A 25,327-nucleotide genomic window follows, 5' to 3' on the forward strand; every position below is an offset into this window, starting at 1 on the left:
TCCGTGCCTGTTTAGCCGGGGTCTGACACAAGCTAAACCAATCCTGATTCGTCGCGCCCGCGCGCCATCTGCTTTCCCGCTATGCCTTTCCGCTTTCGCCAGCTGCCGCTTGTCTGGATGTTCTTTACCGCTCTTCCGGCCCTGGCCCAGCGCGAAGGTGACCGGCCACCGGCGCAGGACCCGTTCACGCGCCCCGTGGCGCCGGTACGTGCTACGGCCGGCAACTACCAGAGTCACTCGTATCAGAACAACATCCTGACGATTAAAAGCACCAACGGCGCCACCTTGCGCGTGCGGCCTTGGGCTGAAAGCGTGGTGAAGGTGGAGTATTTTCCGCCCGGTCAACCCGTGCGGCCCGATTCGTCGGTGAGTGTGGTGCAGGCTCCCTCCCGTGCTTTTCCCAATAGCTGCAGCATCGGCTGCACCGGCCAGAAAACAGCCGCTATCAACCGCCGGACGAATAACTCCACTTTTTACTGCGCAGGCATTTCAGAGTCCAGCTCGCATTTCACCTGGAGTATTGGCTGTCCGGGCGAAATTGTCATCCAGAAAAAACCGCTGCGCATCAGCTACCAGCGCGACGGCGAAGCCTTGGTTTCGGAGGCTACGGGACCGTTTCAGCAAGTGGCAACCAGCAGCACCACACCCAGCGGCACCGGCGTATCCTTTCGCCTGAGTCCCGATGAACGCCTTTATGGCACCGGCTCCCGCGCCCTGCCTCTGGACCGGCGCGGCCGCAAGCTCACGCTCTACAACGAAGCCCATTACAGCTACCAAAACGGCGAGTCTACGCTGAACGTGACCTTGCCCACCGTAGTGAGCAGCCGCGGCTACATGCTGTTTTTCGACCACCACACGGCCGGAACCCTCGACCTCGGCGCTACCGACAAAAACACCCTTGAATACCGCGGCGAAGGCCTGAACAACCTCGCCTACTTCATTATTGCCGGTGATTCTTACGCCGAAATCCTGAACCGGTATACCGTCCTCACCGGCCGGCAGCCGTTGCCGCCGCGTTGGGGCATGGGCCTGATCCAAAGCCGCTTCGGCTACAAAACCGAGCAGGAAATGTACCAGGTGGCCGGCCGCATGCGCCGCGCCGGCTTCCCGCTCGATGCCTTGGTGCTCGACCTCTACTGGTTTGGCGGCATCAAGCAGCAGGGCGACTTCCGCTGGGTACCCCAGAACTTCCCCGACCCTAAACGCATGATGCGCCGCCTGGATTCGGCCGGCGTAAAAACCATTCTCATATCGGAGCCCTACGTGATGCGCACCTCGCGCAACGACTCGCTGGTGCGCACCCAGGGCTACGTGGGCCGGGGCCTGAATGGCAAGCCCTATACCGTGGAATCGTTTTGGGCCGGGCCGGCCACGCTGGTCGATATGTTTCGGCCGAAAGCCCGCCAGTGGATGTGGCAGCAGTACGACCGGCTGAAGCAGGACGGCGTGGGCGGCTGGTGGAGCGACCTGGGCGAACCGGAAAACCAACCCGCTGACATGGTCTACGACCTGGGCCCCACCCGGCGCATTCACAACGCGTACGGCCAGGCCTGGTCTACCATCCTCAGCGAGAATTACGCGAGGCAGTACCCGCAGGAGCGCCTGTTTAACCTCGCCCGCTCGGGCTGGGCCGGCATGCAGCGCAATTCGGTGTTCCCGTGGTCGGGCGACGTGAACCGGTCGTGGTCGGGTTACCAGGCGCAGGTGCCCATTATGCTGAGCATGGGTTTGGGTGGCGTGGGCTACATGCACTCCGATGCCGGCGGTTTCTGCGTGGGGCCCGTGGATGCGGAATTGTACACCCGCTGGCTGCAAATGGCGTCTCTCGGCCCCATTCTGCGCCCCCACGGCGAAGGTGTGCCGCCCGAGCCGTACTGGTACCCCGAGAAATACCAGCGCGTGGTGCGCGACTACACCCACCTGCGCTACCAGCTGCTGCCCTACCTCTACTCCCTGGCCTGGGAAAACAACCAAACCGGCACGCCGCTCACCCGGCCCATGAACTACGGCGACACCTATCTGCTGCCCGAGGCCGCGGAGCCCGCCGTAATGACCAAGGAAGAACGTGAAAACAGTTCGTTTAGCGGCGAATTTCACCCCACCTGGAATTGGAGCAACACCGATTACGAGCCTTGGAGAAATGATCCACGTCAGGTCAGCGCACAACAGAAACTAAAGGCCAGCAACGCGCCTCTAAACAACGTTAACGACCAGTTTTTCCTGGGCTCCAGCCTGCTGGTAGCGCCCGTGTTGCAGCCCGGCCAGCGGCGGCGTAACGTGGTGCTGCCCACTGGCAACTGGATTGACTTCTACACTCACGAAACCCTGCCCGGCGGCCGCACCGTAGGCCGCCCCGCGCCTCTGGAACGCCTGCCGCTGCTGGTGCGTGCCGGTGCTATTCTCCCAATGACGCGCTACGTTTCCAGCACCGCACAATACCGCCTCGACACCCTGCGCGTGCGCTACTACGCCGATTTCAGCGCGCCTCAATCGAGCTTCCAACTCTACGACGACGATGGCCGCTCTGCCCAGGTAGACCAAACGAAGGCCTTCCAGCTCATTTCCTTTGAGGGCAGCGCGAATGCCGAGCGCACCGAATTGCGCGTAGCCGTGCACGGCAAGGGCTACCCTGGCGTCCCCGCCCGCCGCACCGTGGAACTACGCATTCCACGCGTGGCCGCGGCACCGGCCTCAGTGCTGCTTAACAATGCCCCGTTAGAGGCCTCGGCATGGCAATACGAGGCGGCCACCCAGCACCTGCGCCTGCACTTTACCGTAGCAGAGCAGCCGGTAACTCTCTCCTTGCCCAATTTGCAGCTGAACACCGCGCCCGCTGCGCACACCGAGCCCGAAATTCTGACGCTGGAGGCCCCTGACAACCGCACGTTCGATAAGCGCGTGGAGCTGCGCTACACCTTGCACCAAGCTGGGCAACTCGGCCCGTTGCGCATTGTAGACAGCCGGGGGCAGCTGGTGCGTACTATTGCTCCTGCTACCGCCGTAGGCCCACACACGCTTACTTGGAATGCCACCAACGAGCAAGGCCAGGCTGTACCGGGCGGCGTGTACTGGGCCGAGCTAGCCGGGCAACGGCAACGGCTGGTGCTGCTGCGGTAACTAGTTACAAAGGCATTTTGTGCGTCCCGTTGTTTTGGCTTTGCGCCCTAACAGCGGGACGCACCGTTTAACCTACTTTACACCTGCTTCGTTTGGCTGCTCGTTATGAAGCAAAAAGTGCGCGAGTGGCTGCGCCGCTACCTTACGGCCGAAATCCTGTCGTTGCTCGCAACCATGGCCGGCGCGGCCCTGGCCCTGCAGCTCAGTGGTAGCCGCGTAACGGCGGCACTGACCGGCACCTGGGCCGGGAATGTATTGTACTTCGGGTACTTGCTACTGGCCGATGCGCTGCTGGCCCGGCGGGTGCGGCAGGCGCGCGGGCAGGACTACACCTGGCGCACGTTCGGGCAAAACCTGCGGGCTTTGTTCGTGGAGTTTGGCGTAGCCGAGCTGGCCGACAGCTTCCTGGTGCGCCCGGCGCTGATGTATTACCTGCCGCTGTGGCTGGGCAACTTCTCGCTGGGTATCCTCTTGGCCAAATTACTGGCCGATGTGACGTTTTACGTGCCGGCCATCATCAGTTACGAGCTCAGTAAAAAGCGTTTGCGGGACTTTCGCTAATCTTCCTTCGCTGCCGGATTTAACGCGTTTACCTTGGCGGAACCCCGGGCGGGTGGCTGGGGCCGCTTACCTTTCTACTTTCGTTTGCAGCTTCGTTCATGGTTTCTGCTCCTGCGCCAAGGCTGCTCACCGCACCCACGTACCTGCCGGCCTTAACCGGCATTCGGGCAGTGGCGGCGTACCTCGTGTACCTGCACCATTTCAACCCCTTCCCGCCCGATAGCGGCCACGGCCTCGTGCGCTTGCTGCACCGGGTGGCGGTGGAGCTGCACGTGGGCGTGCCGGTGTTTTTCGTGCTGAGCGGGTTTCTCATTACCCTGCGCTACTACGGCACGCAGCAGCCAGCGGGCCGGTGGTGGGGACGCTACCTGCGCAACCGCGCCGCCCGCATTTACCCGTTGTACTTCCTGCTCACTTGCCTCAGCTTTGCCGCCCTCTACCGCGCCCAGCACCGATTCGATTTAAGCGTGTGGTGGTACAACGTGACGTTTCTGCGCGGTTTTTTCGATGAATACAAGTTTACCGGCATCCGGCAGGGCTGGACGTTGACCGTGGAAGAATGTTTCTACCTGCTGGCGCCGCTCGTATTTGCCGTGGTTCAGCGCCAGCGCCGGGCACTGTGGCTGCTGCCGGTGCTGCTGCTGGGCGCGGGATTGGCCCTGGTGCTTGTGCTGGGCCCGCTACGTTACCACGGCCTGTTCGGCAATACGCCTTTTATGCTGCTGTACACGTTTTTCGGGCGGTCAACCGAGTTTTTTGTCGGTATACAGCTGGCCCTCTGGTACCGCAACGGTCAGCTTCGGGTGCCGGCTATGCGGCTCACGTATACGGCGGCCGGAGCGTTGGGGGCAGCGGCCGTAGTGGCTGGTTTGGTTGCGCTGCAGGGCGCACCGTACAGTTACGGCCAGCACCACCCGTTGGGTATCGTGCTCAATAACGTGGTGTTGCCCGGTGCCCTGGCGGTTGGATTTGCGGGTTTGCTAACCGAGGAAACCGGGTTTCGGCGTTTCCTGCGCACCGCTCCCATGCAAGTGCTGGGCAAAAGCTCTTACGCGTTTTACCTGGTGCATTTGGGCTTCGCGCAGGAAACGGTGCAAAACCGCCTAACCAGCCATCAACTGGGCCAATTTGTGGCGCTGAATGTACTGGCCGTGGGGTTGTACTACGGCCTGGAACAGCCGCTGCAGCGGAGGCTTCGTGCTCCTGCCGCGCCGTAACTGCCTGCGCGAATGTGTTCAGTTCAGCGGGTACTCAAACCAGCACTCGGCTTCGTGGTCGGTGGGGAGTGTTTGCCGGAAACCGGTACGCCGGAGCACCGCCATGGAGGTGGTATTGTCGGGATGGGTGTGGGCCACAATGCGCCGCACGCTGGGGTGCCAGGCCACGCGGGCCAGCAGCGCCCGCACAAACTCGGTGGCAAACCCCTGCCCTTGCCACTGCTTGGCTATGGAGTAGCCAATCTCTACGGTGCCGCTGGCATCGGGCGGGCCGCAATAGCCGCCGCAACCCACTAGTTTGGGCGGCGTGGACCCGTGCAGGGCGTACCAGCCGTACCAGCCAGCGGCTTCTGAACCGCCGGTTTCCAGCTTTTCCAAAAAATACCGGGCCGAGTCCAGGTCGTAGTCACCCAAGGGCCAATCGTCGGGCAGGTCGGCGTTCAGGTAAGCGCTTAACGCGCACGGAACGGCTAGTTCGGCCTGCAAAGAGGGTGGCGTTGCCGCAACCAAGCGCAGCCGTGGGGTTTGAATAAGTTGGGCAAGCATTGGGGTGGTACTGGGGGCTCCTGCATACGCAGCTTTCTGGGGAATAGCCGTAAGTTTCGGCATGTATCGGCGAAACGCTTTTCTGATGACCGGACTGTTGCTAACACTGGCGGCTTGCCAGTCGCGCACAAGCCCACCGGCTTGCCCGGCGCCACCGCCGGCCTTCACCATTAGGCACCCTGAGTGGGCAAAACAAGCCAGCATTTACGAGGTGAACATTCGGCAGTACACGCCCGAAGGCACCTTTCGGGCATTTGAGCGGCACCTGCCCCGCCTCGACAGCATGGGTGTGGGCATTTTGTGGCTGATGCCGGTGCACCCCATCGGCCAAGAAAAGCGCAAGGGCACGCTCGGCAGCTACTATTCCGTGCAGGATTACCGGGCCGTAAATCCCGAAATGGGCTCCATGGACGATTTACGCCACCTGGTAGACGCTGCCCACTCCCACGGCATGCACGTGATTCTGGACTGGGTGGCCAACCATACCAGTTGGGACAGTAAGCTGGTGCAGGAGCACCCCGAGTGGTTTACCCGCAACGCGCAAGGCCAATTTGTGCCGCCAGTGGCCGATTGGCAGGACGTCATCGACCTCGATTTCTCCAAGCCCGAACTGCGCCGCTACATGACCGAAAGCATGGCCTACTGGGTGCGGGAAGCCGGTGTAGACGGTTTCCGCGCCGACGTAGCCGGCCTGGTGCCCACCGATTTTTGGAACGACACGCGCCGGGAGCTGGAGAAAATCAAACCCGTGTTTCTGCTGGCGGAATGGGACGAGCTGCACGACCCACCCTTTCTGCAGCCCGGCGAGTTCAACCCCAACAGCCGCCTGCTCGAAAAAGCCTTCGATGCCACCTACGCCCTGCGCCTGCGGTACCTGCTCGACAGCATTGCCCGCGGCCAGCAGCCCGTAGCCGCCCTCGACGGTTACCTGCAAGCCGAACGCGCCAAGTACCCCGCCGGGGTGTACCTGATGAATTTCACCTCCAGCCACGACATTAACAGCTGGAGCGGCACCGAGTACGAACGCCTTGGGGCCAACGTGCTGCCGCAAGCGGTGCTGGCGGCCCTGCTGCCGGGCATTCCCATGGTGTACAGCGGTCAGGAAGCCGCTCTCAACAAACGCCTCAAGTTCTTCGACAAAGACCCCATTCCCTGGAACGGGTACCCGCTGCAAAGCTTCTATACCACCCTGCTGCAACTCAAAAAGCGCAACCCCGCCCTGGCCAACGGCGACGCCTGCGCCGAGTTCACGCGCCTGCCCACGCCCGCCTCGGCCTACGCTTTTGTGCGGCGCAGCGGTGCCAACCAGGTGCTGGTAGCCGTGAACATGGGCCCGGAGCCGCTGGATATAGCCATACCCCAAGCCTGGCGCGGCGCCTACCACGATGTGTTTGCCAACCAGCCCTACATGCTTGCGCCGGGCGCCTCCTTGCCCGTGGACGCGCACGGCTACCGGGTACTGGAGAAACCCTCAGAGCCGGTTCAATAGCTGTTTTTCAAGCGCGTTTCTGAAGGCTGCGCTGCCTTATTTCGACTACCGCAGCCGGTTATTGCCGGCCCGGGCCGTAGAGTACTTGGCCATTGCGGGCGCCGGTGTGCTGCCCGTTGCGCACCGTGAGGCGACCATTTACCAACACGTAGTGCATACCGGTGCTGTACTGGTGCGGTTGCGCGTAGGTGGAACGGTCCTGCACCGTGGCCGGGTCGAACACCACAATGTCGGCGGCCATGCCGGGGCGCAGCAGGCCGCGGTCGAGCAGGCCAAAGGTTTGCGCGGGCAGGGACGTCATGCGGCGCACGGCTTCCTCCAGGCTCAGCACTTGCAATTCGCGCACGTAGCGGCCCAGCACGCGGGCGTTGGAGCCGTATCCGCGCGGGTGCGGCACACCTTGCTGCCATACCCGAATGCTGGCATCGGAGGCCACCATGTTAAAGGGGTAGCGCATGATTTGCTGCACGTCGGCTTCGCTCATGCCGTGAAACACCATGCCCGCGTCGTACTGCAAGGCTAAGTCCACGATGGTGGTGGCCTCGGCGCGGGCAGAATGGCGGCGGCCCATGCGCTGGTTAATTTGCTCGATGCTCAAGCCGTTATAGGCGGGCTCGGGCGGGAAGTTGGCCACCACGGCATAGGCAAAATGCTTCTGCTTGCGGGCCCGCAGCCGCCGCACCAGGCTGGCTTCCACGGTCGTGCGCACGCCGGGGCGGCGCAAACGGGCACGCAGGGAGTCGCGGCCGTCGGCCTGCACGTCGTCGGGCAGCAGGGTGGTTAGCGAGGTGGAGCTGGCGGTGTAAGGGTATTGGTCGATGGTTACTTCTTGGCCGCTGCGACGGGCATCGGTTATCAGGCCCAGAATTTCCGACGTGCGGCCCCAGTTGCGCGGCCCGCCCAACTTGAGGTGCGAAATTTCCACCGGCAAACCGGCTTCCCGACCGATTTGCAGGGCCTCCTGGATGGCCTGCGCCACACTGTCGCTTTCGCTGCGCATGTGGGTGGCGTAGAGGCCGTGGTAGCGGGCGGCCACGCGGGCCAGGCGCACCAGCTCGGGCGTGCGGGTGTAGGTACCGGGAATGTAAATCAGGCCCGTAGACAGGCCCACGGCCCCGGCCTGCATGGCCTCGGCCACCAAGGTTTCCATGCGCTGCAGCTCGGCTTCGGTGGGGGCGCGGTTGGCGCGGCCCAACACGGCCTTGCGCACGTCGCCGTGGCCAATGAGCGAGGCGGCGTTAACCGATAACCGCAGGCTGTCGAGGGTGGCGAAGTAGCGCCGCAAATCGAGCCGGGAGGAGCCGCAGTTGCCGGTAATCACGGTGGTTACGCCGTCGTACAGGAAATTGTCGGCGGTGGGTTGCCGCACTTCGTCGTCTTCGATGTGGGTGTGCACGTCGATGAAGCCGGGGGCCACCACCAGGCCGCGGGCATCGAGCACGGTGTCGGCGGGGTAGTTGGCGGGCAGGCGGCCCACGGCCACAATGCGGCCGCCGGCCACGGCTACGTCGCCGTGAAACCAGGAGTTACCGGTGCCGTCGAGCACGCGGCCGTTGCGGATGAGCACCGTTGCGCGCGGCCCTTGCCCTTGGGCCACTACGACGTGCGCCAGCGCCCAGAACAGCAGCAAAAGAAAACCGCGCGTTACAATGCCAGAAGCCATACCAACGGAAGATAGGCAGCGGCCCGCACTTGCGCCGCAGGTTGCCGCACCGCTACTTTTCCCGGCGGGTTTGGCACCTTGAAAGTCAGCCGAAACCCAACCCGAAAAACCCGAACCTGATTTGCTTGTTGCAACCACTCGTATCAGGTTTAACACAGTTCGGGCAAACGCTTGCGCCGCGAGGCCAAAACCCGGTTTGTGCCGCTTCTGTAACTCCTTCTACCCTACTCTTTCTCTCATGCAACACCGAGAACTGGGCCGCTCCGGCCTGCACATTGCCCCGCTCGTGCTGGGCGCTAACGTGTTCGGCTGGACCGCCGACGAAGCCACGTCCTTTCAGGTGCTCGACGCGTTTGTGGCGGGCGGCGGCAACGCCATCGATACCGCCGACGGCTACTCTGTGTGGGTGCCGGGCCACCAGGGCGGCGAGTCGGAAACCATCATCGGCAAGTGGCTGAAAAAGCGCGGCCGCCGCGATGATGTCATTATTGCTACCAAAGTCGGCTGGGAAATTACGCCTACCCAGAAAGGCCTTTCCAAAGACTACATTCTGCGCACCGTGGAAGGCTCGCTGAAACGCCTGCAAACCGATTACATCGACCTCTACCAGTCGCACAAAGACGACCCCACCGTTTCGGTACAGGAGCCGCTGGAAGCCTACGCCCAACTCATTAAAGATGGCAAAGTACGCGCCATCGGGGCATCCAACTTTTCGGCCGAGCGCCTCACCCAGGCCCTGCAGGCCAGCGAGCAACACGGACTGCCGCGCTACGAAACCCTGCAGCCGCTCTACAACCTCTACGACCGCGCCGACTTCGAACAACAGCTTCTGCCCGTGGTGCAGCAGTACGGCCTGGGCGTAATTCCCTACTACGGCTTGGCGGCCGGCTTCCTCACGGGCAAGTACCGCTCCGCTGCCGACTTGCAAAAAAGCGCCCGCGGCGGCGGTGTGGGCCAGAAATACCTGAACGAAAAAGGCCTGCGCATTCTGCAGGCTCTCGATGCGGTGGCCGCAACCCACAACGTCACGCCCGCCCAGGTAGCCCTGGCCTGGATTATGGCCCAGCCCGGCCTCACGGCGCCTATTGCCAGCGCCACCAGCGTCGGGCAGCTGCAGGAGCTGCTGCCGGCCCTGCAGCTGCACTTGCCCCCCTCCGACGTGGAGCAGCTTAACCAAGCCAGCACCTAAACCTGCCCTCGGGCAACAACCTTAAACCGAAGCGCCCCGCAGCTGGCTAACTACCAGTTGCGGGGCGCTTCGGTTGTAATTTGAGTGCAGCCGGCGGTGCTTAAGCTGTTATTCCTTCACTAGTTTGAAGGTAAGGCGCTGGGTGGCGTCGGTGTACAGCAGCAGGTAGTTGCCGCTGGCTAGCCGGCTTACGTTAAGGCGCGTTTCCTGGGTGCCGGGGCGGGCCGTGAACGAAGCGGCTTTGCGGCCATCAAACGTGTACAGGGTGATGCTGGCGTGGCGGTCGGCGGCGGGGTGCGCCACGGTAAACTGCTCACGCCCCGGGTTGGGGTACACCTGCAGGACCGCCAGGTTGGTTTTAGCTTCCGAGGTAGAAGACATAACCACGGCCACAATGCCGTTCAGGTAGTTTTCGAGGTTGGTGTAGCCGTTGCTGGCGCGCAGGCCGCGGTCGGCGTCGCTGTTGGGGTTCAGGCCGTTGGCCAGCTCCCAGGCGTCGGGCATCCCGTCACGGTCAGCGTCAGCGGGTGCGGGCAAGGAGTTCAGCACCGGCCAGGCCACCTGCGAGGTACTGTACGGCGTACCGTGCGGAAATCCGCCTTGCACGTCGATGAGGCGACCGGTGCGGTTGCGCACGTCGTTTACAATGCGTTGATCCAGGGCGTCGCGCACGGGCAGCACCACACCGGCATTCCGCAGCACGGCCTCGTAAGCATCGAGGGCGGTTTGCGGCGGAGGCGCTGCCATGGCAAACGGCACCGCTGCTTTCGCCAGGACCGTATCGGCACGGGTGCCACCGCTCATCACCACGCCCAGCCAGTTGCGGGCCGTTACCGCGGGGGAGCTATCCACGTAGTTGCCGGCGAGGTAAAACCTGCCGTAGGGCAGCACCGGCGCAGATGTTTGCTTGTACGGGTTTAACACCTCCGTGCGAATGGATACGCCACCCGACGTACCGGTGGGGGTGCTGGGGCCGTACTTGTAGTAGTTGTTTACCACATTGTAGTTGCCGCCTTCGCCCCCGTTCACGTTGTAAGAGGCCCAGTTGTAAATCACGTTGTTGCGGAAGTCCACGTTTTCCTGGCCCGCCGTGTAGGGCGCCAGGTTGCGGCTGCCGTCGAAGCGGGGCATGCGGCCGCGCATGTGGGCCAGCAGATTGTGGTGCATGGACGCGGCCCGCCCGCCCCAAATGCCGCCGTAGGCGTGGCGCTGGTAGTCGGTGTCGCCGGCCTCAAAGTGGTAGGAGTAGTCGAGCGGCTCGCTGATGAGGTTCCACTGCAGGGTGGTGCTGTCGCCGCGGTACACGGTGCAGGCTTCGTCCGACGACCAGCTCATGGTGCAGTGGTCGATCATGAGCTTGCGGCGGCCCAGTGCCCCAAAGGCGTCGCCGTTGCCGCTGCCGTCCACCCTGCCCAGGTTCTGGTTTTTGTCGCCGAGGCGGAAGCGAATAAACCGGATGATGACGTTATCGGCACTCACGCTCACGGGGTAATCGGCCAGGCAAATACCGTCGCCGGGCGCAGTTTGGCCCGCAATGGTGGTGTTGGCCCGGGTAATGCGCAGCTCGGAGGTCAGCCGGATGGTGCCCGACACCCGGAACACCACCGTGCGGTGCGTGGCCGGCTGGGTTACAGCATACCGAAAACTACCCGGCAGGTTGTCGTCGTTGAGATTGGTTACCTCGAATACCGTAGTGGGTGTGGCCGCGGTTCCGCGCCCACCCGAGGTGTATTTGCCAGCCCCTTCGGCGCCCGGAAACGAAATGAGCTGGGCTTGTGCCGGCGCACCTGTCGCTGCAGTCAGCAGAAGGAACCCGGCGGCCAGTCGCGACGGAGAAACTGCCCGTAGAAGCCGGGCAAAAGAGTAACGAATGCGCATAATCATCAGGGAATCGGCAGAGAAAAACCGGGTGGGTTGCGGTGAGCTACAGCCGTTTGCAAGGCGTGGCCACAGGTTCACCCCAGGTTAATACTACCTCTGCCGGGCCCCTAAAGCGCGGCCCGGCAGGATATTAATTTGTGCAAACGATGTCGGGAACGTTGTCAGACGCTTAACGCTCTACCTGTTTGGTGGCGTGTACCGAACAAAACAAAGCCGGGCGCCCCGTGAGGCACCCGGCTTTGCGGGTTTTCTGGCTGGCAACGGGGCTACCGTACGGCCAACACGCGCGACACCGTGGCGGTTACCGCGGCCCGGCTTTCCAACCGCTGGAATGCCTTAAACTGACTGGGCGTTAAAATGCGGGACATCGATTCCTCATACTGCTGTACGGCTTGCAACCGGGCGTCGGGCGACGCATTTTCATCGGAGCTTATGGCCAGATTCTGCAGTTCGGTGCGGGTGCATTCGCGCACGGCCCAAGCCTGGGTTTGCGACAGGTGCAGGGCGTCGGTGAGGTACAGGGTGAGGGTAAGCGAGCTTTGGTTAGCCATGCCACTGGCCGTGGCAGAAAGTGCCGGGGTACCGATGCTGCGGCCAAAGGAGGCTGCGCTAATACCAATTAACACAACAAGAAGCGAGGAGCGAAAGGCGGCAAGTTTCATGGTTGGCAAGTTTACGCGTGACTAAGGTGTGGGGCAGTTCTGAGGCGAAAAATCAATGGAGTGTGGGCGGCTAGCGGTGCTTGGCCAGCGGTAGAGGATCCAGGCGAACCGACACGCTGGTTTGCGCTTTGGGCTGGCGCAGGGAAATTTGCTGGTTTTCGTAGCCAGCATAACCGCAGCTAAGGGCAATGGGCGCGTTCGAGGGCAAGGTGAGGGAGAACTGCCCGGCGGCATTGGTCACGGCCAGCACGTCGCGGCTTTTGCCGGTTACCCACACCGTGGCTCCGGGCAACGGAGCGCCGGCGGCGTTGGTCACATTGCCGCTCACCGTCACGGCGAAATGCTCGTTCAGTATGTCGTGGCTGGGGGCCACCAGCGTGGTTTTAATGGGCGCTACCACCGGGGCAAACTTTCCCTTTTTTGCGGCGGCAGATTTGGCGGCCGCCGGCTTGGCCGTTGGGCGCTTCACGGCTGCTTTAGCACCCGGTACATTGGCACCGGTGGCGGGAGTATCGGAGGCCTGGGCCGCCCCGATCAAGGCAATGTGCAAAAACAAGGCGGCAACGAGTGATGAGAAACGCATAAAGGCAGGTGTGAAGTGGGCAGTAAAGTGAGCGGCAGGTCAGGGGCTGAAGGTGTATCAGTAACCCTGTTTAAATTGGTTGCTGGTAAGCAGGCGCGTTTTATCGGGCAAAATCCGCAGCTGGTCGAAAACCTTGCTGCTGAAGTCGATTCAAACATACTTTCGTATATTCTGCCAGTGCATTGGATTTTTCCTAAGATTCATTTTCACCATGTGAAAGCGCTGCGTAGCCATGCTAATGATTACTCCTGCTGCCTTTACCACACCCTACTCCACCGTATGTCCACTCGTTCCCCCTTGCGCTGCGTCGTCGTCGACGACAATGAAATCAACCGGCTAACCCTGGAACATTACGTTGGACTCACCGAAGACCTGGAACTGGTTGCGTCCCTGCCCGATGCCCGCGCCGCCCTCGACCTGGTGCGCAGTGCCTCTCCGCCCGTTGACGTATTGTTCCTGGACATTGAAATGCCGCACCTAAGCGGCCTCGACCTGGTGCGCTTACTGCCCACGCCTGCCCCGGAAGTCGTACTGGTTACCTCCCACCCCAACTTTGCCGTTGATGCCTTCGAGCTTCACGTAGCCGATTACCTGGTGAAGCCCGTGGAGTACGCCCGTTTTCTAAAAGCGACTGAACGCGTTGGCTCGCAACTCCGAAGCGCTTCGTCGGCTGCCACCACGGCAACCGCCGGTACCGACAGCACCGATCTGTTCGTGAAAGTGAACAACAAGCTGGTGCGGCTTGACTTCAACGACGTGTTGTTTATTGAGGCCATGTCCACGTACTCCATGCTGGTCACCGAGAAGCAGAAGCACATCGTGTACATCACCTTAAAAGCCTTGGAAGAGCGTTTGCCCTTCGCGCACTTTAAGCGTGTGCACCGCTCCTACATCGTGAACACCCAACGCATCGACTCGGTACAAGATAACATGCTGCAGTTGGGCAGCTACGAAGTTCCCGTGGGCAAGTCCTACGTGGAAGACTTCATGAAGCAGCTACGTGGGTTGTAAGTCCAGCCCACGTAAAACCTTACTCTCCGCAACAAGCAAGGGCCGACTGGATCATTCCAGTCGGCCCTTGCTTGTTGCCCAATACTGGGTTTGCAGCGCCGCTTTACTCGGCGGTTGGCAGCTCGTTGGGCAGGATTTTTAGAGCCCGCTCTACGGCACGCACCAACTGCTGGCAGGCGGCTTGCAGACGTACTTCCTGGCCTGCCTGCGGTACTTCCTCGCGCAGGTTTTCCAGCCGGGCCACCACGTCGTCGATGCCGCTGATGCGCAACGACACCAGGTTGGGCTTGATGTGATGCACGGTGCGGGCAACCAGCGGCCAGTCGCTGGCGGCGGCGGCGGCTTGCAGGGTAACCAGGCTGCTGGGAATGTTTGCCAAAAACGAACGCACGATTTTGGTTACGAAAGCCTCCTGCCCACGCGACATCACGCGCAGCGCGGTCAGGTCGTAGGCCGGGGCCGCAGCCGCGGCGAGCGTGCGCACGAGCACTCCGTAAAGCTCGGCTTCTTCAAAGGGCTTGGCCAAACACGCGTTCATGCCCGCGGCCAGGTACTGCTCGTTGTCTTCCTTGAAAGCGTTGGCCGTGAGGGCCACCACGGGCGTGGCGGCGCGCTCGGCATCGGGGTGCTGGCGCAAACGGGCCGTTGCTTCCATGCCGTTGAGCTTAGGCATCTGAATGTCCATCAGCACCACGTCGTAATGGCGTTCGTGAAAGCGTTCCACGCCCTGCAAACCGTTTTCGGCTTCGTCTACCTCCACGCCCCAGCCCTCAAGCAGCAGGCGAGCCACGTCGCGGTTGATTTCGTTGTCTTCCACCAGCAACACGCGTACGCCCCGCAGCTGGCCGTTATCAAGTTCGGTGGTGGTGAGGGGTACCGCGGGGCGGGCTACTTTGGGCAAGGTGAGGGTGAAGGCGAAAGTGCTTCCTACTCCTTGCTCGCTGCTTACCGTAAGCTCACCGCCCAGCTGCTCTACCAACGCCCGGCTGATGGTGAGGCCCAAACCGGTACCTCCGTGCTTGCGCGAGGTATCGGCATAAGCCTGGGTAAAGCTGTCGAAAATGCGCTCCAGGCGGTCGGGCGGAATGCCGGGTCCGGTGTCGCGCACGCTGAACTCCACGGTTAGGGCAGCCTCGGTTTCGCTGATCTGGCGCCCAATAATTTCAATAGTGCCGCCAGTAGGCGTGAACTTCACGGCATTAGCGGTGAGGTTAATCAGAATTTGATTGAGGCGCTGCGGGTCACCCAGCACCCACGGATAAGCGCAGGTTTGGCGCAAGGGCGTACCCAGCACCGTCAGGCCTTTTTGGGTGGCCTGCAAAACCAGCGGCTGAATGGACTGCCCCATGGAGTCGCAGAGGTTAAAGGGCACGCTCTCGAACTCCACCTTACCCGAGGATATTTTAGCCATGTCCAGCACGTCGTTGATAACGCCCAGCAAGTGCTTTCCCGAAGAACGAATAACGTCCAGAAACTGCGTCTGACGCGTATCGAGTTGGGTTTTGGCCAGCAGGTTAGCCGTGCCCAGCACGCCGTTCAGCGGGGTCCGGATTTCGTGACTCATGTTGGCGAGGAAGTTTTCCCGCGCCCGGGCAGCCGCCTCGGCAGCCTCCTTGGCCTGCTTCATTTCGCGCTCGGCCTGCACCCGCTCGGTAATTTCCTGCCCGTACGCCACCACGTAGGGCAGCTCGCCCGGCTCGTTTACCAGGTAGCTATTGAAGAGAATGTAATGTACCTGCCGGGCCGGATCGAGGAGCTTCATAACGCCGGTTTGCTCGCCTTTGTCGCGCATGCCGCGCAGGTATTCCTCTACCATCGCGTGCCGCTCGTCGTCAAAAGCTTCTGACAAATGCCGGCCCAGCATCTGATCCACTTCTATGCCCAGCACGCGGCTCAGGGCCGGATTAGCCGAGAGCAGGCGCCCATCGAGGTTATGGGTCCAGATGAGGGCGTGCGCGTAGTGCATCAGGTCGCGGTAGCGCTTTTCGCTGCGCGCCAGGGTTTCCTGGGCCTGCTTGAGGTCGGTAATGTCGGTGGAAACCGTGAGCACGTTCTTGGTACCGTCGGGGCGCCGCAGCACCCGCTTTACGGCGTGCAGACAGCGCACGGAACCGTCGCGCAGGGGAACGGTTACGTCCAGCACCTGCTCCTGACCGGTGGCCAGCACCTGTTGCTCGGCCGCCCGAATGAGCTGCTGGGATTCCTCGTGCTCGGGCGTGGGGGCGTGGGTGCTGAAGCGGGTTTTCTGGGCCAGCTCGTGATACGCTTTGTTGGCAAACTCCACCTGCTCGTCGGGAGTACACACGGTTACCAGACTGGAAAGGGTATCGAGCACCTGCTGGGTAAACTGCTGCTGCTCGCGTACTTTGGCTTCGCTGGCGCGTATTTTCGCTTCGGCCGCGGTACGCTCCGTAATATCAAGCAGGTACAGGTTAATGTATTGCTCGGCCAGGAAAGGCACCACGTAGGCCACAAACTGCCGGTTTCCGATGGTTAGCTCTAATTCCCGGGTTTCGCCCAGGCGCAGAGCCTCCGAGGCAAGAGCAAAAAACTGTCCGCGTACCTGCTCTTGGTTTTTTTCGTGCAGCTGAGCCCGCAGGCGCCACGCCTCGGGGTTGGCGTACAGCAGCTCGCCATCGGCAGCGTAACGCACAATGGGATACGGGCATTGCTCGGGCATGCTGGCTGCGGCCAACATGCCTTGCCGAATATCTTCCTGCGTAACATCGCGCAGGTATTCTACCTGGGCCCCGCAATCCAGCGTTACCCAGTGCTGCTCGAGTACCCGGCCGTTGGGCAGTTCCAGGCAGGCCGGGTGCAGGTTTGCCGGGGCGTGCCCGGGAACCACCGCGGCTGCTTCGGGCAGCTCTTGCCGAATGAGGTCGGTGAGGGCCGTAGCGGGGCGCCCATACCACAGGGCGGGGTCCTCCTCGAGGCCCAGCAGCTCGAAGTACTGCTGGCTAACGCTTCCGATTTCTCCGCTGGGTTCAATGCGCAGCGTGCCCACCGCCAGTTGTTTGGTAAGGGCTGCTAGCTGCTGTGTGGCATCGGCAGCGGCGTTGGTGGCTTGATTTAAGGCGTGGGTGAGTTCAGCGTTACGAGCCTCGGCCTGGCTCAGGGCAGCGTGTAATTCCGCGTAAGCGGCGGCAGAAGGAATAGACATTGGAAGGCAGGCGACTGGCAGACTAGCTAAAGTAGCTTAGCCGGGCAGGGCGGTGCCATTATTTTCGCTCAACGGCACATTCTTCTAGGTCAAAGTCATCATTCTCCATGTAAACCCGCGGCCGCTCCTCGGCAGTTGGCAGGAGCCGTTACCCCAGGGCTAGTGCGGGCTTAATTTGGGTATCTTTGACATGCCGCGTGTTCTTGTTCTTATGGTTGCCGCAGGCCCCGGCCTGCTTCGCGTTTTTACCGCTTTATGCACGCTTCAGCGCCGCTGCCCGATTACTTATTACTGTTTCGGCATTGGCCCGGTAACTACCTGCTGCTCTTACCCGACGCCACCGTTATCGACACCACCAACGCGCACGCGGCCGCGTCGTACAAAAGCCGGGAGGAAGTTGTGGGTCGGCCGCTTCTGGAGGTGTTCCCGGTAACCGACGCCGCCGAAGCCGCCGTGCTGCTGGCTTCACTGGCTTGGGTACGCCAAAACCTGGCACCGCATACCCTGCCCGTTCTGCGCTACCACTTGGAAAAACCGGCCGCCCAGGGCGGCGGCTTCGAGGAAATGTACTGGCAGGCCACCCACTTCCCCGTGCTCGACGAAGCCGGCCAGCTGCGCTACATTCTGCAGAAAACCGACGACGTAACCGCCCAGCACCGCCTCGAGCACCAAAACCAAGCGGCGCTAACCGAAAGCCAGGACCTGAACCGTTTCCTGCTGGAGGACCTGCCGGTAATGATTTGGCTTACCCAGCCCGACGGGCTGGCCACCTACCGCAACCCCCAGTGGCGGCGCTATACCGGCCGGTCCGAAGGGCCCGACAACGCCGTCGACTGGATTGAAGACCTGCACCCCGATGACCGGCAGCGCGTGGCGCAGGCCTGGCAGCAAGCCGTAGCCGCGGGCGCCACCTACGAAGTGGAATACCGCCTGCGCCGCTACGATGGCCAGTACCGCTGGCAGCTGGTGCGCGGCGTACCGCGCCGCAACGCCGCGGGCGAAATTCTGGCGTGGGCCGGCACGGCTACTGAAATCCACGACCAGAAACTCGCCCAACACAAAACCGAAGCCCGCGACGAACAGCTGCGGCAGATTTTGGGGCAGGTACCGGCCTTCATTGCCACCGTAAACGGGCCCGAGCACCGGTTCACGTTCTTCACACCCAGCTACAACGAACTGATGGGCGGCCGCGTCCAGCTGGGCTTGCCCGCCGCCGAGCTGTTGCCCGAAGTAGCCCAGCAAGGCTTTGTGGAGTTGCTGGAAACGGTATACCGCTCAAATACCCCGTACATAGGCCTGGAAACGCCGATTCACTTGCTGAACCCGGCCACTGGCACGCTGCAAGAGCACTACCTCGATTTTGTGTACCAGCCGCTTTCCAATGCCCAAGGCCAACCCGATGGCATAATGGCTTTTGGGGTAGAAGTAACCAAGCAGGTACGGGCCCGCCAGCAAGCCGAGGCCCTGCAGCTGGAAATGCAGCGCCGCGACGAGCAGTTGCGCATTCTGGCAGCCACCGTGCCTGTGTTCATTTCTACGCTGGACCTCGCCGGAGCCGTAACGTACATCAACGACTCGGCATTTGAGTACACGGGGGAGTCCCGTTCCGGTGCTGCGGCGGGCCTGTGGAACGCCATTCACCCCGACGACGTGGAAGCCCTGACCACTTCGCACGCCCTGGCCTTGGCATCATTGCGCCCCTGGCAAAGCCCGCCGTTCCGTTTCCGGCGCCACGACGGGCAATACCGCTGGTTCCTAACGCGGCAACAACCGTATTACGATGCCGACGGGCAGGTAGTGGGCTTTAGCGCGGCTACCGTTGAAATTCACGAGCAGCAAGAGTTACAGGCGCAGTTGCAGCAGAGCGAAGCGCATTTTCGCTTTCTGGCCGAAAGCGTACCCCAAATTATCTGGACGGCTACCGCCGATGGCCAGGTGGACTACTTTAACGAGCGGGTGCTGGAAGCCACCGGTTTGCGGCCCGACCAATGCCTTGGCAGCTCGGCTTGGGGTGCCCTCATTCACCCCGAAGACCAGCTGCGGACATTCGCGGTGTGGGAACAGGCCTACAGCTCGGGGCAGCGTTACGAAATCGAGTACCGGTTTATTACGCCTGCCGATGGCTACCGCTGGTACTTGGGCCGCGCCGAGCCCTTGCGGAACGAGGCCGGCGAAGTGGTGCGTTGGTTCGGCTCGTGCACCGACATTCACGATGTAAAACAGGCCCAGCAGCAACTGTTGCTGCAAAATGCTCAGCTCACCCAAACCACCCAAGCCCTCGACAATTTTGTGTACACGGCCTCGCACGACCTCAAGCAGCCGGTAAACAACATGGCCGGCATTTTTCAGGAGCTTATTCGTACGGCCCAGTTTCACGACCCCGAGACCGAGTTGCTCACGGGCATGTTTGAACGGGCGCTGCAACAAATTCACAGCACCATTCAGGACCTCACCGACGTGGTTCAGGTACAGCGCCACCACCAGCACTTGCAGACCGAGCCGGTGGAGCTGCGCCCTTTCATGCAGGAAGTAATTGGCAGCATGCAAAGCGAAGCCGACCGGCTGGGGGCTCTTTTCGAACTCGACTTCGACCAAGTGCCCACCCTGCTGTTCGTGCGGCCCAACCTGCAAAGCATCCTCTACAACCTGCTCTCGAACTCCCTGAAGTACGCCCACCCGGAACGCCCACCCCGCGTGCGCGTAAGCGCCCGCACCGCCCCGAACAGCGGAACCCTGCTGGTGTTCGAAGACAACGGCTTGGGCCTGGACCTGCCCCGTTACGGCCCGGAGCTGTTTCAGCTGTTCCGCCGCTTCCACGACCACGTGCCCGGCTCGGGAATGGGGCTGTATCTGGTGCAGCGCATTGTTCAACAGGCCGGTGGAAAGATTGAGGTCAGCAGCACGCCCGGGTTTGGCACCACGTTTCGCATTCTGCTGCCAGCCAACGAGCACGCTTGATGCGGGGCCTGCGTATTCTTCTAATCGGTGGTCAGGCTTTTTCTTTCACCAAACGCTCCAGCACGGGCAATGGCAGCTGACCCCGGCTAAGCACCAGCGCGTGGAAACGCCTGATGTCAAAGGCAGGCCCCTGTTTCCGGCGCAGCCACGCCTGCCATTCCAGCAGTTGCGCGGCACCCAGTTTGTAGCTAAGCGCCTGGCCCGGCCACGCGATGCAACGGTTTACTTCGCGCTCGGCAATGTCGTCGGCCCCCGGAATGTTGGCCCGCCAGTACGCCAGCGCCTGGGCCTTGGTCCAACCGTGGGCATGAATACCGGCATCGAGGGCTACCCGCACGGAGCGCACCAGGTCCCATTCCCATTTGCCCAACTCGCTGTACAGGTCCTGGTACAGACCAAGGTCGTGGCCGAGGTATTCTACGTAGGCGCTCCAGCCTTCGAAGTGGCCGTTGTAGAGAAATAGCCGCTTAAACTCGGGCAGCTGGGTTTGCCGGGCGGTAAGGCTGAACTGGTAATGGTGGCCCGGTACGGCTTCGTGCAGGAACGTCCACTCCATGGCCCGCAGATTGTGGCGCTGTTGGTAAAAGTTGAAATAGAACGTACCGCGGGTAGGTGCTGCCTCGCTCCCACCCGGCTCCTCGGGTATGTAGTAGCCCGGCGGCGTGGCCGGTCCCGAGTCGGCAATAACCCGAATGTTTACCCCGGGCACATCGGTATTCAGGAACAAGCGCGGCAGGCCGGCCAGGGCACGCTCGCGAATGGCGTTATAGCGCCGCAACACTTCCTGTTCGTCGGTTAGCACAAAGGCCGGGCTTTGGAGGTGGCGGTAAAAGCCCGCACTGTCGCGGCCATAGCCCAGGGCCTCACGCAGGCGGCGAATTTCACTCTGCACGCGCTTTACTTCGGCCTCACTGAAAGCCGTGAGCTGCTCGGGCGTGCGCTCCAGCGAGGTATAGCGCTGTACGTACAGCTGGTACCACGCGCGGGCATCGGGCAACGTGGCCAGGCCCGTAGCGGCGGCTTGGCGGTCGGGGCGGGCGCGCACGAACCGTTTTTCCAGCTCGGCCCGCCGCAGGTTAAAGGCCAGCTCAAAAGCCAGCTGGTCGTAGTCGTAGCGCGAATCGGGAGCGAGCTGCGGGCGGCGCAACCGGTTTAGCCGCTGCTGGTAGCTGAACAGCACCTGCTGGCGCCGCTGCAGCTCCTCCACCGAGGGAATCAGGCGGAGATTTTCCCGATAGTCAAGCTGAATGCCGCGAATGCCCAAGGCGCGGTAGTCGCGGGCGAAGTCGGTAAAAAGTACTTGCAGCCGAGCCTCGTCGGGATAAGCAACCGGCTGCTGAGCGGGTGCCTGGGCGTGCGTCAGCAACCACAGGATGCAGGTGGTAAGCAGGCAACGAAGTGGGTGGGGCATGGCGGGAACCGAGTGGCACGAGGTAGGCTACTGACCGCCAACTGCTGCCGGGGCTGCATGCCACTTGTTGGCAGCGGCCTTGTTCCGCCGCGCTGCCGGGCTTACACGAAATCGTAATGCAGCGTAATGGAACCACGCTGGCCGCGGGGACGCACAAACCAGCCGCTGCCACGCAGGCCGTCGAGCTCATGCGTGCCGGAGCCGGGCACCACGGAGAAATTGGCTTTGGCTACGCCGTCTTCCACAGTGCCGCTATGTTCGAGCACAAAGCTGCCGCTCCGGTCGCCTACCCTTCCCTCAATGTGCTCGAGGCCTACCGAGCTGGCCGAGCCGTCGGGGTGGTAAAACAGCAGTGCTTCCAGCCGGCCTTCGCCTTCAATATCGCCCCGCAACACCTGGGTGACGCACGCCCGCGCCAAGCTGGGTTTGCCAGCGTTTTCCTCCCGAAATTCTTCGGCCCAATCTTCTAACTCCAGCAGTCCTACGGCGCGTGCATTCATAACAAATGGTTGGTTAGTGCCTAGGGCTCAAATATACTATATACTAAAAACAACGGACAGATTTTACTAAAAAATTTAGCTAAAATCTTTACTCACAAACTGCCTCAGACCAGGACCGAATCGGTTACCTTGCCAATATCGTAGCTAACGGTCCGAATAAATATCAATTGTTCAGTAAGCTGCTGATCTTCTGCGGTTGGCACTGGTAATCCGGCAGCGGCGGCCGTTGCAGCGGGCACCACCGGCATCGTTTCAGCTGCTTCGGCGTCGAGCTTCTGCAGGCTGTGGCTTAGGGCGGCAATGGACTGTTGCACGGGTCGCAGCTGCTCGGGCGAGCGGGCGGGCCGGTTGGCCGCCGTTACGGCCGCGGTAAGGGTAGCAATGTTCGACGACAGGATGTGGTTCAGCACCACAAACTGCTGCACCTCTTCGCTGTTTCGCCGCTTGCTTTTGGGCTCAGACAACATGCGTTGAAAGGCCGCTGCCAGGTTAGCCGAACTCACGTAGACTTCCTTGCGTGCCAGTTTGTATTCGGTTAGCTCGCGGGGCTTGCCGGTTAAGTTATCAGCCAGTTGCTGCAGGTAGCGCAGGTTGGCTCGCACCACGTCGCGCATGTAGGTGCGCAGCTGGTCCGACTCCCAGGTGGGGAAAAGCAGGTAGCCCGCCGCCAGGGCAATAGAGCAGCCGATGAGCGTATCGATCAGGCGCTCTTGCAGCAGACTGCGGAACCCTATCCCCATGAGCCCGAACAGAATGAGAATGTAAGGCGTCATCAAGAACACCGACACGATGTAATTGCTGCGCTGAAAGCTAAATGCCCCGAGCATGAGCAGCACCATGAGGGCAAATTGAGCGTGGGTGTCCTGCACCAAGGAGAGGATGAGCACTCCAATAATACCGCCGCCTAGGGTGCCCATAATGCGCTGGTAGTTACGCTCCTTGGTCAGGCTGAACCCGGGCTTGAGCATGAATACGATGGTCATTACTATCCAGTAGCTATGTTCGCCCAGGCCCACAAACCGCGCAACCACGAAGCCAAACAAGCATACAATTCCCATGCGCACCGCGTGTTTGAACACCACCGATTTGGGCGAGAGGTTGTCGAGCAGCAGTTGCAGGGAAAGGTCTTGCCGAGTCACAAACCGCGAGTATTCCAGCTGGTCGGTGCTTTGGGTATAGGTGGGCGAGGCGGGGTCAAAGTAAGTGAGCAGGGCCTGTATTTCCTGCTGCATGTTGCGCAGGTTCACCAGCACTTTCTTGAGCACAATGGTGCTCAGGCCCAGCTCTTGGGCCGCCAGTGCATCTATGCGGGCTTTGAACGCCTCAAGCTGAGGGTTGAGGTCGAAACCGGCGGCGGCAAAGCGGCGGTTGGCGTGTACGGCCAGCCCAATGTCGTCGAGCTTCAAGGCCATGCGCTCGATGAGCGCCGCCACGTCGGTTAGCAGGCCGGTGTCCCCGAAGCGCTGATGCAGCGACTTGTAGTCGTAGTACGTGGCGGTAATGTGCTCGTAGAGGTCCACGGTTTCCACAAAGGCAAACACGAGGGCGCGGCCGGTGCCGGTGGTTTCTTCCACCAGCTGGCGGCTTTTAAAAAGGATTTGCCGCACGGCGTCCTGCTTCTCGTTTACCACCACTTGCTGGGCCACGAGGTTGCGGTACGCCTCGTCGAGGTTGGTACCGGTTTGGTAAAAGGCTGCCTTCAACCGCAAGAACTCGGCAATGGCGTGAATGCACTCGCCCAGGGCCCGTTGGGCCGGCCGGTAGGGCATCAGACGGTTGGCAATCAGGCTAAAAGCCAGGTACCAGAGGCCACCGCCGGTAAGCAGCGCCGAGTATTGCAGCACTTGTAACGGAGTAAGTGGCTGGTCCATGGTGAGAATCATCACCAGCAAGGCTGCCGAGCCCACGGCCCCGGCTCGGGCACCGTACACCATAAACAGGGTAAAAACGAAGCTAAACAGCAGCACTTCCAGCCCCATTATCACCGGATTCAGGCGCGCAAAGCCCGTAACCAAGGCCACGCCCAGCAGGCAAGCCACGCATACCAGCATGCCCACGCGGCGGTGGCGCAGCGGACCGGGCAAATCGGTTACGCTCACGCACAAAGCGCCCAGGGAAATAACGATGCCGGCTTCGGGCTGCCCGAGGTACAACAACAACAACGCAGGCACCAGCACCACCAGGGTGGTGCGCAGGCCATCGGCAAAATTCTGCCCGAAGAGAAAGTACTGTAGGCTGCTGGAACGAGAATTCATGGGTGACAAGGCACGGGGCACAGGTGGCGCCTCAAAGTCGGCTGATGTGCGATAGTACGGTTCTTTTACGCAGGGAGGAACGCCTTTTTTCTTTCTCCTGCTATTCCGGCCGTTGAACCGGGGCCGCCTTCCGGCCCGCGCCTGCGTATTTTGGCTGCTCCCGCTGCTCTTATTTCGCATGAAACCTGCCCGCCTGCCGGTACTCGCCCTCCATCAGTTTCCGCAGCCGCCGGCGCAGCAGGCGTACTACATCGAGCGGCTGGAAACGCACGTGGTTCGCTTTCCGCACGTAAACGAGCCCCACGCCCACGATTTTTACCTGCTGCTTTACATCACGCACGGCAGCGGCAGCCACACCGTGGACCTGGTTAGCTACGACTTGCGCCCGGGCAGCCTGTTTTTTGTAGCGCCGGGCCAAGTTCACCACTGGGTGCTTCAGCCCGATACCCAGGGCTACGTGGTGTTCTTCGACGCCGAGTTTTACCTGTTTCGCTACCCCGGCAACCGCCTCTACGAGTACCCGTTTTTTGCCCCGCAGCACGCCCCGGTCCTTTACCTGCTGAACACCACGGACGGAGCACCCACCAACGCCGATGCCGAAACAGAGCTGCGGCCGCTGCTGGCGCGCATGCACACCGAAACCCAAGCGGCGCACCCCAACACGGCTGAGGTAGTACGCTCTTACCTGCACCTGTGCCTGGAGCTGGCCACCCGCGCCTACCCGCCCGCCCCCGCCGCCGAAACCAAGCATGCCCTGCAACAAGTGCGCGAGTTTGGGACCTTGCTCAACCAGCACTACCGCACCAGGCGCACCGTGCAGGAATACGCCGATCTGCTGCACCTTACGCCCAACCACCTAAACGCCGTATGCCGGCGCACGCTCAACAAAACCGCCAGCGCGCTTATTCACGAGCGGGTGGTGGTGGAAGCCCAACGCCTGTTGCGGCATTCGGCGTTGTCGGTTGCCCAGGTGGCGTACGAGTTGGGGTTTGAAGACGCATCATACTTCACGCGCTACTTCCGCAAGTACACCGGCCGCACGCCCGAAGCGTTTCGGCAGCAGCCCTGATTTGTCCTGCACACGCCCGCATGTGGCCTGCTGCGTTGGGTACGCAAAGTCT

The 25,327-nt window shown here is 61.7% G+C and carries 17 protein-coding genes; 8 read left to right on the forward strand and 9 right to left on the reverse strand.

All coding sequences use genetic code 11. The features are described from left to right. Positions 1-81: 81 nt before the first annotated feature. The 3 genes from ABD903_RS03245 to ABD903_RS03255 all read left to right on the forward strand — a co-directional run bounded on the left by ABD903_RS03245 (position 82) and on the right by ABD903_RS03255 (position 4,895). On the forward strand, positions 82-3,117 hold the full coding sequence (locus ABD903_RS03245) for a TIM-barrel domain-containing protein (RefSeq protein ID WP_345221358.1): 3,036 nt from the start codon (positions 82-84) through the stop codon (positions 3,115-3,117). Between the two features lie 105 nt (positions 3,118-3,222). Continuing rightward, positions 3,223-3,678, forward strand: coding sequence for a hypothetical protein (locus ABD903_RS03250; protein ID WP_345221360.1), 456 nt, complete (start codon positions 3,223-3,225; stop codon positions 3,676-3,678). A gap of 98 nt (positions 3,679-3,776) precedes the next feature. After that, entirely contained in the window at positions 3,777-4,895 is a 1,119-nt protein-coding gene (locus ABD903_RS03255) for an acyltransferase family protein (protein ID WP_345221362.1), read from the forward strand. Between the two features lie 18 nt (positions 4,896-4,913). On the opposite strand, the gene ABD903_RS03260 is transcribed toward ABD903_RS03255, so the two are convergent. Continuing rightward, entirely contained in the window at positions 4,914-5,441 is a 528-nt protein-coding gene (locus ABD903_RS03260) for a GNAT family N-acetyltransferase (protein WP_345221364.1), read from the reverse strand. Between the two features lie 85 nt (positions 5,442-5,526). On the opposite strand from ABD903_RS03260, the gene ABD903_RS03265 reads away from it, so the two are divergent. Beyond that, positions 5,527-6,930: an alpha-amylase family glycosyl hydrolase gene (locus ABD903_RS03265; protein ID WP_345221366.1), complete on the forward strand. Its 1,404-nt coding sequence runs from the start codon at positions 5,527-5,529 to the stop codon at positions 6,928-6,930. A gap of 58 nt (positions 6,931-6,988) precedes the next feature. On the opposite strand, the gene ABD903_RS03270 is transcribed toward ABD903_RS03265, so the two are convergent. Continuing rightward, positions 6,989-8,593 (reverse strand): N-acyl-D-amino-acid deacylase family protein, encoded by a 1,605-nt coding sequence (locus ABD903_RS03270; protein WP_345221368.1) that lies wholly within the window; start codon positions 8,591-8,593, stop codon positions 6,989-6,991. A gap of 238 nt (positions 8,594-8,831) precedes the next feature. Here ABD903_RS03270 and ABD903_RS03275 point away from each other — a divergent pair, with 238 nt between their 5' ends. Continuing rightward, entirely contained in the window at positions 8,832-9,782 is a 951-nt protein-coding gene (locus tag ABD903_RS03275) for an aldo/keto reductase (protein WP_345221370.1), read from the forward strand. Positions 9,783-9,890: 108 nt separating this feature from the next. Here the strand turns inward: ABD903_RS03275 and ABD903_RS03280 are convergent, their stop codons facing one another. The 3 genes from ABD903_RS03280 to ABD903_RS03290 form a co-directional block, all read right to left on the reverse strand. After that, positions 9,891-11,660: a T9SS type A sorting domain-containing protein gene (locus ABD903_RS03280; RefSeq protein WP_345221372.1), complete on the reverse strand. Its 1,770-nt coding sequence runs from the start codon at positions 11,658-11,660 to the stop codon at positions 9,891-9,893. A gap of 269 nt (positions 11,661-11,929) precedes the next feature. Continuing rightward, positions 11,930-12,325: a hypothetical protein gene (locus ABD903_RS03285; protein WP_345221374.1), complete on the reverse strand. Its 396-nt coding sequence runs from the start codon at positions 12,323-12,325 to the stop codon at positions 11,930-11,932. 70 nt (positions 12,326-12,395) lie between these two features. Next, positions 12,396-12,908: a carboxypeptidase regulatory-like domain-containing protein gene (locus tag ABD903_RS03290; RefSeq protein WP_345221376.1), complete on the reverse strand. Its 513-nt coding sequence runs from the start codon at positions 12,906-12,908 to the stop codon at positions 12,396-12,398. 279 nt (positions 12,909-13,187) lie between these two features. On the opposite strand from ABD903_RS03290, the gene ABD903_RS03295 reads away from it, so the two are divergent. Further along, complete coding sequence (locus tag ABD903_RS03295; protein WP_345221378.1) at positions 13,188-13,919, forward strand: LytR/AlgR family response regulator transcription factor; 732 nt, start codon at positions 13,188-13,190, stop codon at positions 13,917-13,919. A gap of 103 nt (positions 13,920-14,022) precedes the next feature. On the opposite strand, the gene ABD903_RS03300 is transcribed toward ABD903_RS03295, so the two are convergent. Beyond that, positions 14,023-17,082 (reverse strand): ATP-binding protein, encoded by a 3,060-nt coding sequence (locus tag ABD903_RS03300; RefSeq protein ID WP_345221380.1) that lies wholly within the window; start codon positions 17,080-17,082, stop codon positions 14,023-14,025. A 255-nt stretch (positions 17,083-17,337) separates the two neighbouring features. Here ABD903_RS03300 and ABD903_RS03305 point away from each other — a divergent pair, with 255 nt between their 5' ends. Next, positions 17,338-20,040, forward strand: coding sequence for a PAS domain-containing sensor histidine kinase (locus tag ABD903_RS03305; protein ID WP_345221382.1), 2,703 nt, complete (start codon positions 17,338-17,340; stop codon positions 20,038-20,040). A gap of 31 nt (positions 20,041-20,071) precedes the next feature. Here ABD903_RS03305 and ABD903_RS03310 read toward each other — a convergent pair whose 3' ends face one another. From ABD903_RS03310 to ABD903_RS03320, 3 genes are all read right to left on the reverse strand, one after another. Beyond that, the gene (locus ABD903_RS03310) at positions 20,072-21,451 is read right to left on the reverse strand and encodes a DUF885 domain-containing protein (protein WP_345221384.1); all 1,380 of its coding nucleotides are present in this window, start codon (positions 21,449-21,451) and stop codon (positions 20,072-20,074) included. 101 nt (positions 21,452-21,552) lie between these two features. Continuing rightward, positions 21,553-21,951 carry a DUF3224 domain-containing protein gene (locus ABD903_RS03315; RefSeq protein ID WP_345221385.1) on the reverse strand — a complete coding sequence of 133 codons (399 nt, stop codon included), beginning with the start codon at positions 21,949-21,951 and terminating at the stop codon, positions 21,553-21,555. Positions 21,952-22,055: 104 nt separating this feature from the next. After that, entirely contained in the window at positions 22,056-24,206 is a 2,151-nt protein-coding gene (locus ABD903_RS03320) for an FUSC family membrane protein (protein ID WP_345221387.1), read from the reverse strand. Between the two features lie 178 nt (positions 24,207-24,384). Here ABD903_RS03320 and ABD903_RS03325 point away from each other — a divergent pair, with 178 nt between their 5' ends. Then, positions 24,385-25,275 carry a helix-turn-helix transcriptional regulator gene (locus tag ABD903_RS03325; RefSeq protein WP_345221388.1) on the forward strand — a complete coding sequence of 297 codons (891 nt, stop codon included), beginning with the start codon at positions 24,385-24,387 and terminating at the stop codon, positions 25,273-25,275. Positions 25,276-25,327: the final 52 nt, after the last annotated feature.

The sequence above is a fragment of the Hymenobacter koreensis genome (assembly GCF_039541855.1).
Lineage (GTDB): Bacteria > Bacteroidota > Bacteroidia > Cytophagales > Hymenobacteraceae > Solirubrum > Solirubrum koreensis.

Excerpts from the sequence above, each read along its gene's own strand:
- ABD903_RS03245 (WP_345221358.1), top strand. The coding sequence starts at position 82 with ATGCCTTTCCGCTTTCGCCAGCTGCCGCTTGTCTGGATGTTCTTTACC.
- ABD903_RS03250 (WP_345221360.1), top strand. The coding sequence starts at position 3,223 with ATGAAGCAAAAAGTGCGCGAGTGGCTGCGCCGCTACCTTACGGCCGAA.
- ABD903_RS03255 (WP_345221362.1), top strand. The coding sequence starts at position 3,777 with ATGGTTTCTGCTCCTGCGCCAAGGCTGCTCACCGCACCCACGTACCTG.
- ABD903_RS03260 (WP_345221364.1), bottom strand. The coding sequence starts at position 5,441 with ATGCTTGCCCAACTTATTCAAACCCCACGGCTGCGCTTGGTTGCGGCA.
- ABD903_RS03265 (WP_345221366.1), top strand. The coding sequence starts at position 5,527 with ATGACCGGACTGTTGCTAACACTGGCGGCTTGCCAGTCGCGCACAAGC.
- ABD903_RS03270 (WP_345221368.1), bottom strand. The coding sequence starts at position 8,593 with ATGGCTTCTGGCATTGTAACGCGCGGTTTTCTTTTGCTGCTGTTCTGG.
- ABD903_RS03275 (WP_345221370.1), top strand. The coding sequence starts at position 8,832 with ATGCAACACCGAGAACTGGGCCGCTCCGGCCTGCACATTGCCCCGCTC.
- ABD903_RS03280 (WP_345221372.1), bottom strand. The coding sequence starts at position 11,660 with ATGCGCATTCGTTACTCTTTTGCCCGGCTTCTACGGGCAGTTTCTCCG.
- ABD903_RS03285 (WP_345221374.1), bottom strand. The coding sequence starts at position 12,325 with ATGAAACTTGCCGCCTTTCGCTCCTCGCTTCTTGTTGTGTTAATTGGT.
- ABD903_RS03290 (WP_345221376.1), bottom strand. The coding sequence starts at position 12,908 with ATGCGTTTCTCATCACTCGTTGCCGCCTTGTTTTTGCACATTGCCTTG.
- ABD903_RS03295 (WP_345221378.1), top strand. The coding sequence starts at position 13,188 with ATGTCCACTCGTTCCCCCTTGCGCTGCGTCGTCGTCGACGACAATGAA.
- ABD903_RS03300 (WP_345221380.1), bottom strand. The coding sequence starts at position 17,082 with ATGTCTATTCCTTCTGCCGCCGCTTACGCGGAATTACACGCTGCCCTG.
- ABD903_RS03305 (WP_345221382.1), top strand. The coding sequence starts at position 17,338 with ATGCACGCTTCAGCGCCGCTGCCCGATTACTTATTACTGTTTCGGCAT.
- ABD903_RS03310 (WP_345221384.1), bottom strand. The coding sequence starts at position 21,451 with ATGCCCCACCCACTTCGTTGCCTGCTTACCACCTGCATCCTGTGGTTG.
- ABD903_RS03315 (WP_345221385.1), bottom strand. The coding sequence starts at position 21,951 with ATGAATGCACGCGCCGTAGGACTGCTGGAGTTAGAAGATTGGGCCGAA.
- ABD903_RS03320 (WP_345221387.1), bottom strand. The coding sequence starts at position 24,206 with ATGAATTCTCGTTCCAGCAGCCTACAGTACTTTCTCTTCGGGCAGAAT.
- ABD903_RS03325 (WP_345221388.1), top strand. The coding sequence starts at position 24,385 with ATGAAACCTGCCCGCCTGCCGGTACTCGCCCTCCATCAGTTTCCGCAG.